The organism is Pseudomonas edaphica (assembly GCF_005863185.1).
Taxonomy (GTDB): Bacteria; Pseudomonadota; Gammaproteobacteria; order Pseudomonadales; family Pseudomonadaceae; genus Aquipseudomonas; species Aquipseudomonas edaphica.
In genome coordinates this window covers 1-15,127 of sequence record NZ_VBVZ01000082.1, presented here as the reverse complement: position 1 = coordinate 15,127, position 15,127 = coordinate 1, and the positions used below count along the sequence as shown (strand labels likewise).

Here is a 15,127-nt window from a genome sequence, read left to right as displayed (position 1 = left end):
AGGTAATCCAGGCCACCACCGCCCACCTCTTCGGGCATGTTGAAAGCATAGAAGCCGGCAGCGACAGCCTTGTCGCGAATCTGCGCGGCCAGCTCGGGCGAAACCGCGTCGGCGCGGTCCACCGCGTCCTCATGGGGCAGCAATTCCCTGGCAACAAAGCTGCGTACCGCGTCCACCAACATGTCTTGTTCTTGGCTGAGTTGGAAATTCATGGCGCTACCTGTGTGTGCTTCCTGTGTGGGCTTAGCGACCGGAGAAAACCGGCAGGCGTTTTTCCATCGAGGCACGCAGCGCCTCGGCGCCGTCGTCGCTGCGCCCGCACAACAGTCCGGCGGCCAGTTCGGCCTCAAGCTGTTCAGGCAGGCTGCGCCCGGCGCCTTCGCGGATCAGGGTTTTAGTCTGGGCGAAAGCGAAGGTCGGCCCGTTGGCCAGGCGCGTGGCCAGCTCGCTTGCGTGGGCATGCAGCTGCTCATCGGCGACCACTTCGCCCACCAGCCCGGCGGCCAGTGCACGCTCGGCGCTCCACAGCTCATCGAGGAACAGCAGGCGCTTGGCCTGCTCGCTGCCGATCAAGCGCGGCAAGTGCCAACTGGCGCCAGCGTCCGGCGAATACGCCATGCTGGTGTAGCCGGCCTTGAACCGCGCCGACTGGGCGGCGATGCGCAGGTCGCAGCACAGGGTCAGGTCCATGCCCGCGCCGACGGCGGTGCCGTTGATCGCAGCAATCGTAGGTTTGTCGAGGGTATGCAGACGGGTCATCAGGGCGTGAGCGGTTTCGGTCCAGCCGTAGGTTTCCAAGGAGCCACGGGACTCGGCGTCGGCCCACTCAGCCAGGTCGGCACCGGCGCAGAAACTACGGCCGCTGCCGGTGAGCACCACCACCCGCACGCTGGGGTCGGTGTTGAACGCGTCGAGCACCGCATGCAGGTAGTTGAGGGTCGGGATGTCGAGTGCATTGCGCTGCGGGCCACGGTTGAGCGTGATCCAGGCAACGCCAGCTTGCACCTGAGTGAGCACGGGCGAATCGGTAGTCATGGCTTCCTCGAATTATTTTAATTGGCGTGAGGGGTGCGACATGGCGAGATACTAAACGAGTGTTCAGCAAGGAGGCAATCGGCAAACTGCAAATATTTTCAGGGCGAAAAAAAACGCCCGAATAGAGCGTTCAGGCGCTGAAGGGAAGGTTCAGGCTTTGAGCTGGTAGCGCGCGCGACCGCCGCCTTGCAGGCCGTCCACCCAGGCTTCGCAGATCTGGATGCCCTGCTGCGGCGTGAACGTGCCGGGGTTGAGCCCCGACTCCAGCCACAAGCCATCGAGCAACGCGCTCAAGCCGATGGCGGCCAAATCAGCGTCGAATTGCTCCCAGCCTTCCTCCCTGGCCATGTCCGCCAACGCCGAACGCATGATGGTGCGGTACTCGCCATAGGAATGCTCGTGGGCCTGGTTGATCGCCGGCGCGGTCTTGACCGCGCCCCAGAACACCAGCCAGGCGTCCAGCAGCTGTGGGTCGAGCAGTTCAGCTGAAAAGGAGCCACGGAACAGCGCCGATAAACGCTCACGCGGCTGCGGCGGCGCCTTGGCCATGGTCTCGCGCAACAGGCTCATGACTTGGGCGGTAATGGTGCGATAGGCCTCGGCCACCAACTCATCCTTGCCCGAATAGTGATGGCTGATCAGCCCTACCGACACCCCGGCCTCAGCGCTGATCTTGCGGATCGAAGCGCCCTGGAAGCCATCGCGCTTGAGGCACGTCAGCGTCGCCTGAACCAGGTTGGCCTTGCGCAATTGCGGCTCCATGCGGGAGAAACGCGATTCCTGAGTCATGGGCGGTGTCCTTCGGTTGAGTCGGCTGCACGACTCTACCTCAGTCGCGGTAACCGGGCGACACCCGATCCAGCATCCGCAGCAACGCCGCCCATGCCAGCTGCATGGCATTCACATCGGTCAGCTCGCCCTCCTCCAGCGCTCGGTTGGGGTTATTGAATTGCTGCTCGGTGTAAGCGCAAACCTCAGCCGGCGGCAGGATCAGCTTGCCGCAGGCCTGCGCGGCGATCTGGATATCGCAGGCCTTGTCCAGGTAATACATGCGCAGAAACGCCTCACCAACCGTCTCGCCCACCGTCAACAAACCATGGTTGCGCAGCATCAGCACCGGCTTGTCGCCAAGGTCCTGCACCAGCCGGCGTTGCTCGTGCATGTCCAGGGCGACGCCTTCATAGTCGTGGTAGGCAACCTTGCCGTAGAACTCCATCGAGATCTGATTGACCGGCAACAAACCGCACTCCAGCGCCGCCACCGCACAGCCGGCGCGGGTGTGGGTATGCAGCACGCACTGGGCGTCTTCGCGAGCGCCATGAATGGCGCTGTGAATGACAAAACCAGCCGGGTTTACGGCATAAGCAGAAGGTTCGACCGCCTGCCCGTCCAGGCCGATCTTGACCAGGTTGGAGGCGGTGATTTCATCGAACATCAGCCCATAAGGATTGATCAGAAAGTGATGTTCCGGCCCGGGAATACGCACCGAAATATGCGTGAAGATCAGGTCGCTCATGCGGTAGTGCGCGACCAATCGATAGCAGGCCGCGAGCTCTTCGCGCAGTTGCTGCTCGGTGGAGTGAGTCATTTTTATTCTCCAGGCACGGGGTTGGTAAAGGCGACGCTAAGCCAGCCGTCAGTAAAAAAACAAGTTGATTTTTTACTGGCGCTCGCCTCTTACTAGAAAAATAACAATAACAGCGCCTGGAGTATCCGCACCATGTCGCACGCTGCCTTCCCGCATCTGTTCGAACCCTTGGTACTGCGTGGCAAACGTCTGAAGAACCGCATCATGTCCAGCGGGCATGACACCTCGATGCCGACGGATAACCGGGTCAATGCGCAATTGATCGCTTATCACCGTGCGCGCGCCGAAGGCGGTGTGGGGCTGATTGTGTTGCAGGTGGCGGGCGTGCATGACAGTGCGCGGTACACCTCCCATGTGCTGATGGCCACCGACGACGAATGCATCGACGGCTATCGTGAGTTAGCCGATATTTGCCACGCTCAGGGCACCGTGGTGCTGTCGCAAATATTCCACCCGGGCCGCGAGATCATGGAGTCGGCAGACGGGTTGCTGGCGGTGGCGTACTCGGCGTCGGGAGTGCCTAATGAGCGGTTTCGGGTGATGCCACGGGCGCTCGACCAGGCGATGATCGATGAGATCGTCAGCGGTTACGCAGCGGCGGCCAGGCGCCTGCATCAGGCGGGAATTGACGGCGTGGAAGTGGTCGCCAGCCACGGCTATCTGCCCGCGCAGTTTCTCAACCCACGGGTTAACCGGCGCACCGATGACTACAACGGCGTGCTTGAACAACGCCTGAGATTCCTGCGGGAAATTATTGCGGCCGTGCGGGCCGCGACCGACGCGCAGTTCATCATCGGCCTGCGCATTTCTGCCGATGAGCGCGACAGCGAAGGCCTTACCGAAAGCGAATCCCTGGAGGCCGTGCAACACCTGCAAACGCAGCTGGATTATGTGCATATCGTCGCCGGCACCTCGGCGTCCACGGGCGGCGCAGTGCATATCGTGCCGCCCATGGCCATCGCCGCCGCGTACCTGACCGATGCGGCCGCGACGTTCAAAGCCAGCCTGTCGATACCCCTGTTTGTCACCGGGCGGATCAACCAGCCGCAGGAGGCCGAGCTGATCCTGGCGCGCGGCCAGGCCGATGTGTGCGGCATGACCCGCGCACTGATCTGCGACCCGCTGATGCCGGCCAAAACCCTCGACGGCCGCGCTGAAGACGTGCGCGCGTGCATCGCCTGCAATCAGGCCTGTATCGGGCACTTTCACAAGGGCTTGCCAATCTCCTGCATCCAGCACCCCGAGACGGGGCGCGAGCTGCACTACGGTAACCTGCAACCGACGTTGAAACGCCGCCGCATCATGGTGGTCGGCGGTGGCCCGGCCGGCATGAAAGCTGCCGCTGTGGCCGCGCAACGCGGCCACGACGTGACCTTGTTTGAAGCCAGCGGGCAATTGGGCGGGCAAGTGCTGTTGGCGCAGTTGCTGCCACGGCGCAGCGAATTCGGCGGCGCCAGTACCAACCTGCAACGAGAGATGACGCTGGCAGGCGTGCGTGTGCTGCGCAATACCCGCGTCGACCGCGCCCTGGTGGAACAACAGCGACCTGATCACGTCATCATCGCCACCGGCGCCGAACCCTATTGGCCGGCATTCGAGCGAGGCGGCGAGCTGCAAGTAGTCGATGCCTGGCAGGTGTTGCGCGATCAGGTCACCTTGGGGCGCTCGGTGGTGGTGGTCGACTGGCGCTGCGACTGGATCGGCCCCGGCATCGCCGAGCGTCTGGTGCGCGCCGGCCATCAAGTGCAACTGGCGGTCAATGGCACGCACTGCGGGGAAAACCTGCCGCTGTATGTGCGCGATCAACTGGCGGGCGAGCTGCACCGCCTGGGCATCCCCATCATCCCTTATGCCCGCCTCTACGGCTGCGACGACAGCACGGTTTACTTGCAACACAGCGCCAGCGGCGAACCGATGCTGCTGGAGAACGTCGACAGCCTGGTGTTGTGCCAGGGCCATCAGCCAGTGGACACTCTGGGCACGGCGCTTGCCGGGCTGGTGCCGTTTGAACGCATCGGCGACTGCCTGGCGCCGCGCACCGCCGAAGAGGCGATCTACGAAGGACTCAAGGTAGCGTGGAAACTCTGAACGACGAACCGCAGCCACTGTTTCTCGGCACCCGCATTCGCGGCCTGCGCAAGGCACGCGGCCTGACGCTGACCGAACTGGCGCAACTGAGTGAACTGACCGCCGGCTATCTCAGCCAGTTGGAGCGCAACCTGGCGTACCCATCGATCCCGGCGCTGTTCAATATCGCCCGCAGCCTGGGCGTGACTATCCAGTGGTTTTTTGCCAGCGAGGCCGCCCCTGCCCCAGCGGATGAAGGCTATGTGGTACGTAAAAACAATCGTCAAAGCATCCGTTATGAAGATGGCATCGTCGACCAACTGCTGACGCCATTGCCCAACCACCAACTGGAGATCCTGCACTCATGCTTCCCACCCGGCACCTACAGCCATCAAAGCTACAGCCATGAAGGCGAAGAAGCGGGCTATGTGTTGAGCGGCACCTTTGAGCTGTGGGTCGGTGAGCGGCATTTTCTGCTGGCTGAAGGCGACAGTTTCAGCTTTGCCAGCAGCGAGCCGCACCGGTATGGCAACCCGGGCAAGGTGGATACAGTGGTGATCTGGGTGATTACACCCCCGACATTTTAGGCCGCTGTAGCAAATGCAGACGTTTCCTACGGGAACTGGCGACAGTGGCGCGGCTTGCCATCAGTGGTGAGGCACCCAGTCGCTTGCTATAAAAATGGCTACTTCTTTTCGAGGTTGTCGCCATGTCTTTATTGCATTTGTTGTTTGGGAAACCGACTCAGGACGATTGGGATCGAGTAAGGGATGTCAAATCCCGTAAAACCTGGAAGGTCGTACGTGGAGGCATCGGCCTGGACATCGATGAGGTTATCGCGTCAGAGGGTTACAAGGACGCTCTGCGCCAAGTGCAAAAAATGGAGTCAGACGACTCATGGGCCTGCTGATCATTGTGCCGTTACTGGTCAGTGGCTATCTGGTCTGCCTCAGGCACCCGTTTTTCTACTTGCGATTGCACCGATTCCAGGGACAGTTGCTTTACCTGCAGGTAGCAAGGCTCGGAATGCTCTGCCTAATCGTTGCCACGTTTTTGAGTGCTGCCCTGCTGACGTTATCAAAACAAGCAGCCTTTATCGCCGGGCATGAAGTTGCGGCGGACTACAGCCAAAAACTGGGTACGCTATTGGTACAACTCGACATTGCCAATGAGAAAAACTGCACGCTATGGTTTTTCATGTTGCAGGCGGGTATGACCACTCTGGCGATTCCTTTTTTCTGGGCAAGGCTATATGTACGCGCGAAGAAGAAAATGCTGAAGCTGGAAACCGACACGCAGCTCTACCACGTGCTTTCGCTGGGTATTCTTGAGGGCACGCCATTCAAGCTTTTATTGAGAGAGTCCATCGTCAAGTGTGTGCCGTGCATGTTCAGTTTGAGCGACAGGAAGGTCTATGTCGGGATTGTAGTATTCGCAGGCACCCCCACGGAGTCCGAAGGCATTGGTCAGGGGTTCAGCCTGGTGCCCATACTCAGCGGGTACCGGGACAAGGACACATTGGAGGACACGCTCCACACTCACCACGCCCCTATAAACCGCCCCAGGCCGATCCTGCTGGTTCAGGAAAACGTCGTGTCGGCCACTCGTTTTGACTTCACCACATGGATCCGTTCCCAGTCCCGCAGAAGCCGAAAGGCGCAGCAGGGGCAGTTCTATCACCACCGCCCTGCGCGCTCGGCAGAAGCGTCGCGCATCTGCGCATGAAGCTGGGTATCACGGCCACTTGAACATATCGTCCACTGGTACACGGTAGCCGGTAGCCAGGCGGTTGGTCTCATTGGCCATGCCGACCACGGCCTGCAATTCGCCAAACATCTCGTCTGTCATGCCGGCCTTGCGTGCGGCGGCGGTGTGGGAGGCGATGCAATACGGGCAATTGTTGGTCACGCTGACCGCCACATACAGCAACTCCTTGGTCAGCGGGTCGAGAGCTCCTGGTGCCATGATTTCCTTGAGGCTTTCCCAGGTGCGGCGCAACGTCGGCGGGTGGGCGGCCAGGCATTTCCAGAAGTTGTTCACCTGGTCGACCTTGCGTGTTTGCATGATGTCGTCGTAAACCGCACGCACTTCAGGGCTGGCGTCGGCGTATTCGGTGAGGTGTTGGGTCATGGTCTTTCCAAGGCTGGCATAAAGCATTCTGGAATACCGCGCCACACCCATGGCTGGCAAGTGAAGCCGGTAAGCATCGGGTGACAAAGTTGACCAGCGGTCATGCGAACCCGTGCTGTTGTGAATCAGCGTGCTGGGCACAGCCTGCTCACCCTGACAAGGCCGCGGGTATTCGTGACTTGTGGTTAAGAGTCCTTTTCGCAATGGGCGGTTTTTCCGAGTGAACGACGGGCGGATACTCGACTCCATTGTTCACACCCCCTCTGGAGTTACTGATGTCTACCCCAACCCCAAACGTCCCCGCCTTCGGCCTCGGCACCTTCCGCCTGCAAGGCCAGGTGGTGATCGACTCGGTGAGCACCGGCCTGGAACTGGGCTACCGCGTCATCGACACTGCGCAGATCTACGAGAACGAAGCCGATGTCGGCCAAACCATTGCCGACAGCGGCGTAGCGCGTGATGAGCTGTTTATCACCAGCAAGATCTGGATCGCCAATTTCGCCGAAGGCCAGTTGATTGCGAGCCTGCGCGAAAGCCTGCGCAAACTCAAAACCGATTATCTCGACCTGACGCTGATCCACTGGCCATCGCCGGAAGACCAGGTGCCGGTCGCCGAATTCATGGGCCAGTTGCTGGAAGCCAAGCGCTTGGGACTGACACGCCAGATCGGCATCTCCAACTTCACCATTGACTTGATGAAGCAGGCAATCGCCGCGGTGGGTGCCGAGAACATCGCCACCAACCAGATCGAGTTGCACCCCTACCTGCAAAACCAGAAGGTTGTGGATTTTGCCACCGCCCAGGGTATCCAGATCACCTCGTACATGACCCTGGCCTATGGCGAAGTGCTCAAAGACCCGGTGATCCAGCAGATCGCAGAGCGCCATCAAGCCACACCGGCGCAGGTCACGCTGGCCTGGGCCATGCAGTTGGGTTACGCGGTGATCCCGTCGTCGACCAAACGCGCCAACCTGCAAAGCAATCTCAAGGCCCTGCACCTGACCTTGAGCGCTGCCGACATGGCGCAGATTGCCGCCCTGGAGCGTGGCCACCGCTTGACCAGCCCCAAGGGCATTGCGCCAAAGTGGGACTAAACCCCGGCCAGCGGTTTGCGCGATAACTCCCGCAGCCATGGCAACACCCGCAGGCCCGCCGTGGCTGCGGGTGGGTCGATGATGTCCATGAAGTGTTCGAGGTTGACGCTGTCCGGCACACCCGGCAACCGCACCAGCACCGCAGGCTGAGTATCAGCCGGTTCGCCCAGTTCCTGATGGTCATAGAGCAGCACATGCCGCACCTGAGGCTGCGGCCCGCAAGCCTGCAGCGCCAGCCCCGCATTAATGATCAATACGTCGAAGGGCTCGGCAGGGATCGCGGTGAGTATCTGGACTTCCTGGTAGGTTTGCACCGGCACAATGCGGTGGTAACCCAACTGATTGAGCATTTTTTCTATGTACAGTCGTTGCAGGTGTTGTTCATCGGCAATCAGGATGGTCAGTGCTTTGTTCGGCATGGCGAACCCCTGGGCTGGCAGCGCTCGTCAGTGAGCGTGCCCCATTCTCCAGACATATACCGAAGACAAAATCAGGCATGTTCCCCCTTCATGTAGGAGTTCTCCCAAATTCACCGAATGCCCCTCAACTGCAGTCAGGCCTGCTTGCAATAGTCACCCATGCGCTGGTGCAAATCAGCAATTGCCGTGTCAATTGTTGCAACAGCCGCGCCTAATGTGCTGCGCTCCTGTCGCTCACACACCGCCTCCAGCATTTCGCAACTGGCTATCAATGGCTCGGCCTTGACCATTCGCGCCCCACCTTTGACGCGGTGTGCGAGGTCATGCAGCCCACTAAAACTATGCTGACGCGCCAGCAACGCCAGCATCGCGCGGTCTGCCTCCAAACTGTCGAGCAAGGCGCTCAAAAGCTCATTGAGCGCGGCGTGATCGTCTCCCGTGACGACCTTCAAAGCCTTTAAATCAAACCCTGGACCAGCGTCGGGTGACTCGGGGCCGAGCGCATAGACGCTCAGCGCAGCGCGCAAGTCCTCAAGCCCGGCAGGCTTGAACAGGCAACCATCCATGCCCGCCTGCCGGCAGCGCTCGGTTTCTTCCGGCTGGGCATTGGCGGTAAACCCCAGCAGCAGGCAGGCGGGCAAGCCATGCTCACGCTCTTGCGCACGGATTTCACGCGCCAAGGCATAGCCATCCTTGAGGGGCATGTTGCAATCGGTGATTACCACATCCGGCCGCTGGGTTTGCCAGCGTTCCAAGCCCTGGACGCCGTCTTCGGCGGTGCTGATGCGATGCCCCAGAAAGCTCAGCTGCCGGGCCAGCAGCAGGCGATTGGCCGGGTAGTCATCCACCACCAGAATGTCCAAAACACGCACGGGACGGGTAGGTTCCGGCGTAGCCGAAACCTCAGCCGCTATTGCTGCTGTGGTGGCCAACGTGAGTGCTACGTCCACCCGTGTCCCCTGCCCCAGCGTACTGCTCAACTGCAGTTTCCCCGCCATCATTTCGCATAGCGTGCGGCTGATCACCAACCCCAGGCCCGAGCCGCTGCGCGCCGACTGCTCGGTATTGCTGCCCTGGATAAACGGGTTGAACAGCCGCTGCTGGTCCTCGGCACTGATGCCTATGCCGGTGTCTTCTACCCACAAGGTGAGGTTCAATTGGCCGGGGTCCGATGCCAACCCACAGCGGCCGCCCAAGCGCACCCGGCCGTGGTCGGTAAACTTGATGGCATTGCTCAGCAGGTTGGACACCACCTGCTTGAATCGCAACGGGTCGATCAACACCGCGCAATCCATCTGCGGATCAAGCTCTACTTGCAGCGCCAGGCCTTTCGCGCGCGCCAACCCTTCGAATACCCGCGCCACCGACTTCAATAGCTCATGCAGGTTGGCCGGTTCAAGGGACAAAGACAAATGGCCGGACTCAATTCGGGCAATATCCAAAATGTCGCCGATCAGGTCCAGCATGCCGTGCGAGGCCACCGAAGCGACTTCCAGGGCGTCACGGTCGGCACGCCCTTGTTCAGCGTTGGCCAGCGCCAGCTCGATCATGCCGATCACCGCGTTCATGGGGGTGCGAATTTCGTGGCTCATGGTCGCCAGGAACGTGGTCTTGGCACGGTTGGCGGCGTCAGCGTCCTCCTTGGCTTCCTGCAACTGGCCCAGCAGACGCTGGCGCTCGCTCACATCGACCCAACCGGCAATCATGCCCACGACATTTTCGTCGCCATCACGGTACGGCAGCATCCAGTGGTAAATGGTCAACACCTTGCCCGCAGGCAACCTGAGCACCCGATCATGAATCTGCGGTTCGCCCCGCTCCATCAACCGCAGATAGTCCTCATGGAATGACTGGGCCTGCGGCGGGTTGCCGGTGTCGGTCTCGATCACCGTCTTGCCGATCACCGCTTCAAGCTTGAAGCCAAACACGTCCAGGTAGGCACTGTTGCAGGCCATCAGCCGCCCCTGGCGATCACGCACGTAGATCGGGTGGGGCGTACCGTCGATCAGCACGCCCATAAAGCGCATCTGGTCACTTAACGCGCGTTCGGCCTGAGCACGCTTGCGTATCAGGCTGCGCAGGTAAATCGCCCATCCCAGGGTGATCAGCAGCAATACCGCCGCCAGGCCGAATCCTTGGATAATCGTGCGGCGATGGCGTAGCCAATGGTCTTCGATGATGACATCGGTGCGCCATTGGCTGATCAGTTCATCCATTTCCTGAGGCGGGATGCTCAGCAACGCCTTGTCCAGTATCGAGTACAGCTCCAACTGCCCCCGGTTGACCCCGAACGTCATACGCACAGGTTCAGAGCCGACGGTGCTGGTCACGTGCAAGCGATCGCGGTACTCAAAGGCGATCAGGTAACGCGCATAGATCAGTGAACTGACGGCACCCTCGGCGCTGCCATTGGCCACCAGAGCCATGGCATCCGTAGGATTTTTCGCCTCCACAAACTGGATACCGGGATAGTCGCGATTGATGACGTCACGCAGCGCATTGCCGCTGGGTATTACCAGGCGTTTACCCAGCATATTTTCCAGTGTCATGGTGCCAGGCGTGTCGGTACGGGTGACCAGCACCAGCGGATTGGTCAAGTAGGGCCGCGTAAAACGCACCTGGTCAGAGCCTTCGAGGCTGGGCGTGACCACCGCCATCATGTCCGCCCGGCCGGAACGGACCGCCTCTATTTGCTGAGGCATTGAGCCGCCCGGGACCACATCGAACTTCAAGCCGGTGCGCAAGCTGATCCGGGATAGAACGTCTGCACTCAGGCCCTCTGATTGCCCTTGTGCCGTGAAGGATGCCAACGGCAACATCTGGTCGGACGCTACCACCCTCACCCGTGGGTGTTTTTCCAGCCAGCGTTGCTCACTGGTGCTTAAGCGCAGGCGCTCGGTCCCCAGAACACCAAGATTGCCAGCACTCCAACGGCGCAAAATATCCAGCTGCTGGTTAGCCGGAATCGACCTCAGCGCGCTGTTGATGATGCGCAGCAAGCGAATATTGTCCCGGGCCAGCGCGAACGCAAAGGCGTTGGACTCCAAAGTGGAAAAGTCCGCCAGCTGTACATTGTTGAGGTGGTTGCGGTTGATCTGGTAGTGGGCGGTGATGGCGTCTCCGAGGTAGACATCGGCACGGCCAAAAGCCACGGCGCCGATGGCTTCGAAGACCGACGCAAACAGTTCCACATGGGCCTTGGGGTAAAACGCCTCGACCACATCGGGCGGCATATAGTGATAAAGCATCGCCACACGCTTGCCGGCCAGGTCGACACTCAGGGACTGGGTGTCTCCGGTACGGGTGACCAGGATGGGCTGATCATTGGCATAGGAGCGCGAAAGGACGAGTTGCGGGTCCCCCGCTTCAAACCCGTTGGCCGACCCCAAGAAATCGATAGAGCCCTGCTTGAGCGCCTCAATCACTTCATCACGGGTGTCATAGCGGCGCACTTCAACGCTGACGTTGAGCGCCTGGGCAAGCAACTTGGCATAGTCGGCGGTGACGCCTTCCAGTTCATCGTTATTGTTGGTCAGTTCGAAAGGCCCGTAATCGGGCGCGGAAACCCCCATCCACAGCGTGCGGCGCTCACGCAGCCAGTGCCAGTCAGCGTCCCCCAGCACCACGGGCGGGCCATTCTCGTCGAGGCTGGAATGCCCCAGCAACCGCAAGGTGTGGGGCTCATCAAGGGCCGCAGCGAGCAACGGCAGCAGGCTCATCAACACCAGCATGATCAACCGTCGGACCTGGGCAAGGATCATGTCGATTCAGATCAGATGATTACGCTGGGCAAACTTGGCCATGTGCACCACAGACGTCATCCGCAGCTTCTCCTTGAGCCGGGTCTTGTAGGTGCTGATGGTCTTGTGGCTCAGCAGCATATCTGCAGCAATTTTGTTGTTGGTAAAGCCCAACGCCAACATCCTCAGCACTGCCAGCTCGCGGTCTGAAAGCGAGTGCACCAGCTCGTGCTCGGTGGTCTGCAAATCATCACGACGCACCGAACTGCTCGGCAGACTGGGGAAGCAGTTGTAGTTGGACATCACCGCCTTAATGGCTTTTTGCAGCTCCTCCAGCTCTCCGGTCTTGGCGACAAACCCCATGGCGCCGGCACGCATGCACCGCGTGGAAAAAAACTCCGGCAGATACGACGTCAGTACCAGAATTTTGCACGGCACACCCAGCGCCTTGACCCGGCTGATCACCTCCAGCCCACCCAGTTTTGGAATGGCCAGGTCGAGAATAATCAAGACTGGACGCTTCTCTCTAACCTTCTGAAGCGCGTCCGCCCCCGTACCGGCTTCCTCGATGTCAGTGAAGCCTTCGCACTTGAGCAAATGCTTGACGGTTGCCCGTATAAACGGATGATCGTCCACAACTAACACGGTCCCACTACTTAGCGCTTTGCTCATATCACTACCCTGAAAAGAATAAGTACCCTTACACATCACACGGGACACCACTACCTGTGAGAAATGACAGTTTCGACCAGCGGTACTGCCGTCACTCAGGTGGTCCGCTTCTATCGAAGTCACATCGAGCACGTATAGCCAAACCGTGACCACCGGCTAGCTGCAAGTGCGCAACCTTAACAACGAAATGACGTATTGACCGAAGGGGCAATCCCAATCAGATGTAGGATTTTTCTTCGCAAAAGTAGCCGTTGAGCGCGTGTCAGTCAGTGGTACTCGGGCTCCAGAACGCTTGCACCACCAGTGTCGAGGTGGAAATTCGCGCCACCAGCGCGTCCAGTTCGTCGCCGTCTACCGAGGTCGCGGCCAGGGTGGCCTCGATCTCCACTTCTTCGCTGCCGAACGGCCGTACATCGACGTCGCTGGCCGGGTAGTTGCACCGCGCCAGTTCGGCCTCCAGCAGCACCATCACTGCCTGCTGCTGGCTGCGCCGGGCGATGACATAGAGGATGTTGGTGACCTCCGCCGACACCACGTCCAAAGGCTGACGGTTGATGTTATTGACGATCGGCCGCAGCAAGGTGTTGGCCGCCAGCACAAATAGCGTGCCCAGCAGTGCTTCGAGGATCAGGTCAGCCCCCGCACACGCCCCCACCGCTGCCGAAGCCCACAACGTCGCAGCAGTGTTGAGCCCACGCACGTTGCCTTCTTCACGCATGATCACGCCAGCGCCCAAAAAGCCGATGCCCGAGACCACGTACGCAACCACCCGCACCGCGCCTTCCGCGCCACCCAGGCGGTTGGCCATGTCGACGAAGATCGCCGCGCCCACTGCCACCAGCACATTAGTGCGCAAGCCCGCCGTGCGCTGGCGGTACTGGCGTTCGAAACCGATCAAGCCACCGAGGATAAACGCCGCGCTAAGGCTGACCACGGTATCGACCAGCGAGTTGAGGTTGATGTTGTTGATTGCCTGCATAAAAATTCTCCATGACTGCTGCGCATGCCAGAAACCTTAGTGCAGGTACGACCGACTGCACCGTCCCCGTTTAAAGGCACAGTCAGCTTGGCCCGCCCGCCGTAAAAGGCAGGCGCGTCCGTAGCATCCCAAATGATTTGAGGTGCTGGTCAGCGTCGATGAGAGGGATGCAGGCAGGTGCCAGGACTGGCCGCTGCCGGAATGCCGCTTCTCGCTTTTTGAGGCGAGACAACGGCATCAGGAAAAATGCGCGTTACCTTGCCAAGTATGTGCCAGTAACCGAAACCGGCCGACGACTGTCGCTCGAACAAGTACCCACTGAGGGTCTCCGCTATTGATGAAAACGCGCGGAGTTTACGCCGCGTTTTCGAGGGAGTAAACCGTAGGAGAATTTACCATAGGGGTTTAGGTGGATTGTTCAGGGTGAGTTCAGCAACTGTTTTTTGGGTCACGCCGAAGATCAACTGTGGGAGCTGGCTTGCCTGCGATGGCGGTCTGTCTGCTGGAGGTTTATTGCCTGACACTGCGTCATCGCAGGCAAGCCAGCTCCCACAAGGACTGCGTACGTAGGCTATTACGGCATATCGGGCCGATCCCGCTCAACCCGTTTCAAGTACTCGTCCATCTGCCCACCTGCCAGCGGCTTGACCTGAATAGACACCCTGTTGACCTGCCGTCCCATCCTGATGCCTTCACGCGTGCGCACCTGCACATACCCAAGCTTGGGCCAGAAGCGCTCGGCCTTGGTATTGCCGACCACCACCGTCAACCGCAGCCACTGGGCACCGTTGCTCACCGCCCACGCTTCAAGATCGGCATGCAATTGTCGCGCGAACCCGGTGCCATGCAGGCGCGTATGCACCAGCAGCAAACCGATATGCCACACGCCGACGGCCAGCAAGTCGGCCGCGATGTTCACGACGGCGGCCAGTTGGTCCTGCGTATCGCGATAACCCAGCCAGTACATCCGGCTGCAACGCCAACCTGCCGGCAACTGACCCTGTAACTCTTCGTGCGCTTCGGTCGGTGTGGCCGGTTCACCATTGACCGCGATGAAATATTCGGGTGCCTGGTCAAAAAAACACTGCAGTTCGGCCGCGTCGCCGTCGTGCAGTTCAACCACTCGAATACCTTCGAGTGCGCAATCAACCTCCATGTTTACTTCTCCTTCAATCGTCGCGCGTCAGCACTTCCAGCAACTCGATTTCAAAGCGCAGATTGCTGTTGGGCGTGATATGCGCGCCCATCGAACGCTCGCCATAGGCCAGGTGCGCCGGCACAAACAGTGTGCGCACGCCACCCACCTGCATGCCCATCAAGCCCTGGTCCCAGCCCTTGATTACGCGCCCGGTGCCGATCACGCACTGGAACGGCTTGCCGCGCTCCCAGGACGAATCGAACAC

15 protein-coding genes are annotated in these 15,127 nt (G+C 60.2%); 4 read left to right on the top strand and 11 right to left on the bottom strand.

From position 1 onward, the window contains the following. The 4 genes from FEM54_RS08035 to FEM54_RS08020 form a co-directional block, all read right to left on the bottom strand. Positions 1–212, bottom strand: a 212-nt coding sequence (locus FEM54_RS08035) for an acyl-CoA dehydrogenase family protein (RefSeq protein WP_138450341.1), incomplete at its 3' end; no start/stop codon positions are given. Positions 213–243: 31 nt separating this feature from the next. Beyond that, on the bottom strand, positions 244–1,035 hold the full coding sequence (locus FEM54_RS08030) for an enoyl-CoA hydratase/isomerase family protein (RefSeq protein WP_017139008.1): 792 nt from the start codon (positions 1,033–1,035) through the stop codon (positions 244–246). A gap of 150 nt (positions 1,036–1,185) precedes the next feature. Further along, complete coding sequence (locus FEM54_RS08025; RefSeq protein WP_058420659.1) at positions 1,186–1,824, bottom strand: TetR family transcriptional regulator C-terminal domain-containing protein; 639 nt, start codon at positions 1,822–1,824, stop codon at positions 1,186–1,188. 40 nt (positions 1,825–1,864) lie between these two features. Continuing rightward, a complete protein-coding gene (locus tag FEM54_RS08020; protein WP_138450339.1) occupies positions 1,865–2,623 on the bottom strand; it encodes a class II aldolase/adducin family protein in 759 nt (252 codons plus the stop codon). A 132-nt stretch (positions 2,624–2,755) separates the two neighbouring features. On the opposite strand from FEM54_RS08020, the gene FEM54_RS08015 reads away from it, so the two are divergent. The 3 genes from FEM54_RS08015 to FEM54_RS08000 all read left to right on the top strand — a co-directional run bounded on the left by FEM54_RS08015 (position 2,756) and on the right by FEM54_RS08000 (position 6,415). Continuing rightward, on the top strand, positions 2,756–4,711 hold the full coding sequence (locus tag FEM54_RS08015) for an oxidoreductase (protein WP_138450336.1): 1,956 nt from the start codon (positions 2,756–2,758) through the stop codon (positions 4,709–4,711). Further along, positions 4,699–5,277 carry a helix-turn-helix domain-containing protein gene (locus tag FEM54_RS08010; protein ID WP_138450335.1) on the top strand — a complete coding sequence of 193 codons (579 nt, stop codon included), beginning with the start codon at positions 4,699–4,701 and terminating at the stop codon, positions 5,275–5,277. Before FEM54_RS08015 ends, FEM54_RS08010 begins: the two co-directional genes overlap by 13 nt. Before the next feature lie 310 nt (positions 5,278–5,587). Next, positions 5,588–6,415, top strand: a complete 828-nt coding sequence (locus FEM54_RS08000) for a hypothetical protein (protein ID WP_138450331.1) — start codon at positions 5,588–5,590, stop codon at positions 6,413–6,415. A gap of 9 nt (positions 6,416–6,424) precedes the next feature. On the opposite strand, the gene FEM54_RS07995 is transcribed toward FEM54_RS08000, so the two are convergent. After that, positions 6,425–6,820 (bottom strand): carboxymuconolactone decarboxylase family protein, encoded by a 396-nt coding sequence (locus FEM54_RS07995; protein ID WP_058420656.1) that lies wholly within the window; start codon positions 6,818–6,820, stop codon positions 6,425–6,427. 275 nt (positions 6,821–7,095) lie between these two features. On the opposite strand from FEM54_RS07995, the gene dkgB reads away from it, so the two are divergent. After that, entirely contained in the window at positions 7,096–7,914 is an 819-nt protein-coding gene (gene dkgB / locus FEM54_RS07990; RefSeq protein ID WP_138450329.1) for a 2,5-didehydrogluconate reductase DkgB, read from the top strand. Here dkgB and FEM54_RS07985 read toward each other — a convergent pair. From FEM54_RS07985 to FEM54_RS07960, 6 genes are all read right to left on the bottom strand, one after another. Further along, complete coding sequence (locus FEM54_RS07985) at positions 7,911–8,333, bottom strand: ANTAR domain-containing protein (RefSeq protein WP_017138999.1); 423 nt, start codon at positions 8,331–8,333, stop codon at positions 7,911–7,913. The genes dkgB and FEM54_RS07985 overlap by 4 nt on opposite strands. Before the next feature lie 134 nt (positions 8,334–8,467). Further along, the gene (locus FEM54_RS07980) at positions 8,468–12,094 is read right to left on the bottom strand and encodes a transporter substrate-binding domain-containing protein (RefSeq protein WP_138450327.1); all 3,627 of its coding nucleotides are present in this window, start codon (positions 12,092–12,094) and stop codon (positions 8,468–8,470) included. 6 nt (positions 12,095–12,100) lie between these two features. After that, complete coding sequence (locus FEM54_RS07975) at positions 12,101–12,745, bottom strand: response regulator transcription factor (RefSeq protein WP_026013841.1); 645 nt, start codon at positions 12,743–12,745, stop codon at positions 12,101–12,103. Between the two features lie 262 nt (positions 12,746–13,007). Further along, positions 13,008–13,724, bottom strand: a complete 717-nt coding sequence (locus FEM54_RS07970) for an MgtC/SapB family protein (protein ID WP_043050227.1) — start codon at positions 13,722–13,724, stop codon at positions 13,008–13,010. Between the two features lie 574 nt (positions 13,725–14,298). Next, on the bottom strand, positions 14,299–14,880 hold the full coding sequence (locus FEM54_RS07965; protein ID WP_017138995.1) for a GNAT family N-acetyltransferase: 582 nt from the start codon (positions 14,878–14,880) through the stop codon (positions 14,299–14,301). A 13-nt stretch (positions 14,881–14,893) separates the two neighbouring features. Beyond that, on the bottom strand, positions 14,894–15,127 hold a 234-nt coding region (locus FEM54_RS07960; protein WP_138450325.1), incomplete at its 5' end, for an FKBP-type peptidyl-prolyl cis-trans isomerase.

What these genes read in the sequence shown, in the direction of transcription:
- FEM54_RS08030 (WP_017139008.1), bottom strand. Translation starts at nt 1,035, where the DNA reads ATGACTACCGATTCGCCCGTGCTCACTCAGGTGCAAGCTGGCGTTGCC.
- FEM54_RS08025 (WP_058420659.1), bottom strand. Translation starts at nt 1,824, where the DNA reads ATGACTCAGGAATCGCGTTTCTCCCGCATGGAGCCGCAATTGCGCAAG.
- FEM54_RS08020 (WP_138450339.1), bottom strand. Translation starts at nt 2,623, where the DNA reads ATGACTCACTCCACCGAGCAGCAACTGCGCGAAGAGCTCGCGGCCTGC.
- FEM54_RS08015 (WP_138450336.1), top strand. Translation starts at nt 2,756, where the DNA reads ATGTCGCACGCTGCCTTCCCGCATCTGTTCGAACCCTTGGTACTGCGT.
- FEM54_RS08000 (WP_138450331.1), top strand. Translation starts at nt 5,588, where the DNA reads ATGGGCCTGCTGATCATTGTGCCGTTACTGGTCAGTGGCTATCTGGTC.
- FEM54_RS07995 (WP_058420656.1), bottom strand. Translation starts at nt 6,820, where the DNA reads ATGACCCAACACCTCACCGAATACGCCGACGCCAGCCCTGAAGTGCGT.
- dkgB (WP_138450329.1), top strand. Translation starts at nt 7,096, where the DNA reads ATGTCTACCCCAACCCCAAACGTCCCCGCCTTCGGCCTCGGCACCTTC.
- FEM54_RS07985 (WP_017138999.1), bottom strand. Translation starts at nt 8,333, where the DNA reads ATGCCGAACAAAGCACTGACCATCCTGATTGCCGATGAACAACACCTG.
- FEM54_RS07980 (WP_138450327.1), bottom strand. Translation starts at nt 12,094, where the DNA reads ATGATCCTTGCCCAGGTCCGACGGTTGATCATGCTGGTGTTGATGAGC.
- FEM54_RS07975 (WP_026013841.1), bottom strand. Translation starts at nt 12,745, where the DNA reads ATGAGCAAAGCGCTAAGTAGTGGGACCGTGTTAGTTGTGGACGATCAT.
- FEM54_RS07970 (WP_043050227.1), bottom strand. Translation starts at nt 13,724, where the DNA reads ATGCAGGCAATCAACAACATCAACCTCAACTCGCTGGTCGATACCGTG.
- FEM54_RS07965 (WP_017138995.1), bottom strand. Translation starts at nt 14,880, where the DNA reads ATGGAGGTTGATTGCGCACTCGAAGGTATTCGAGTGGTTGAACTGCAC.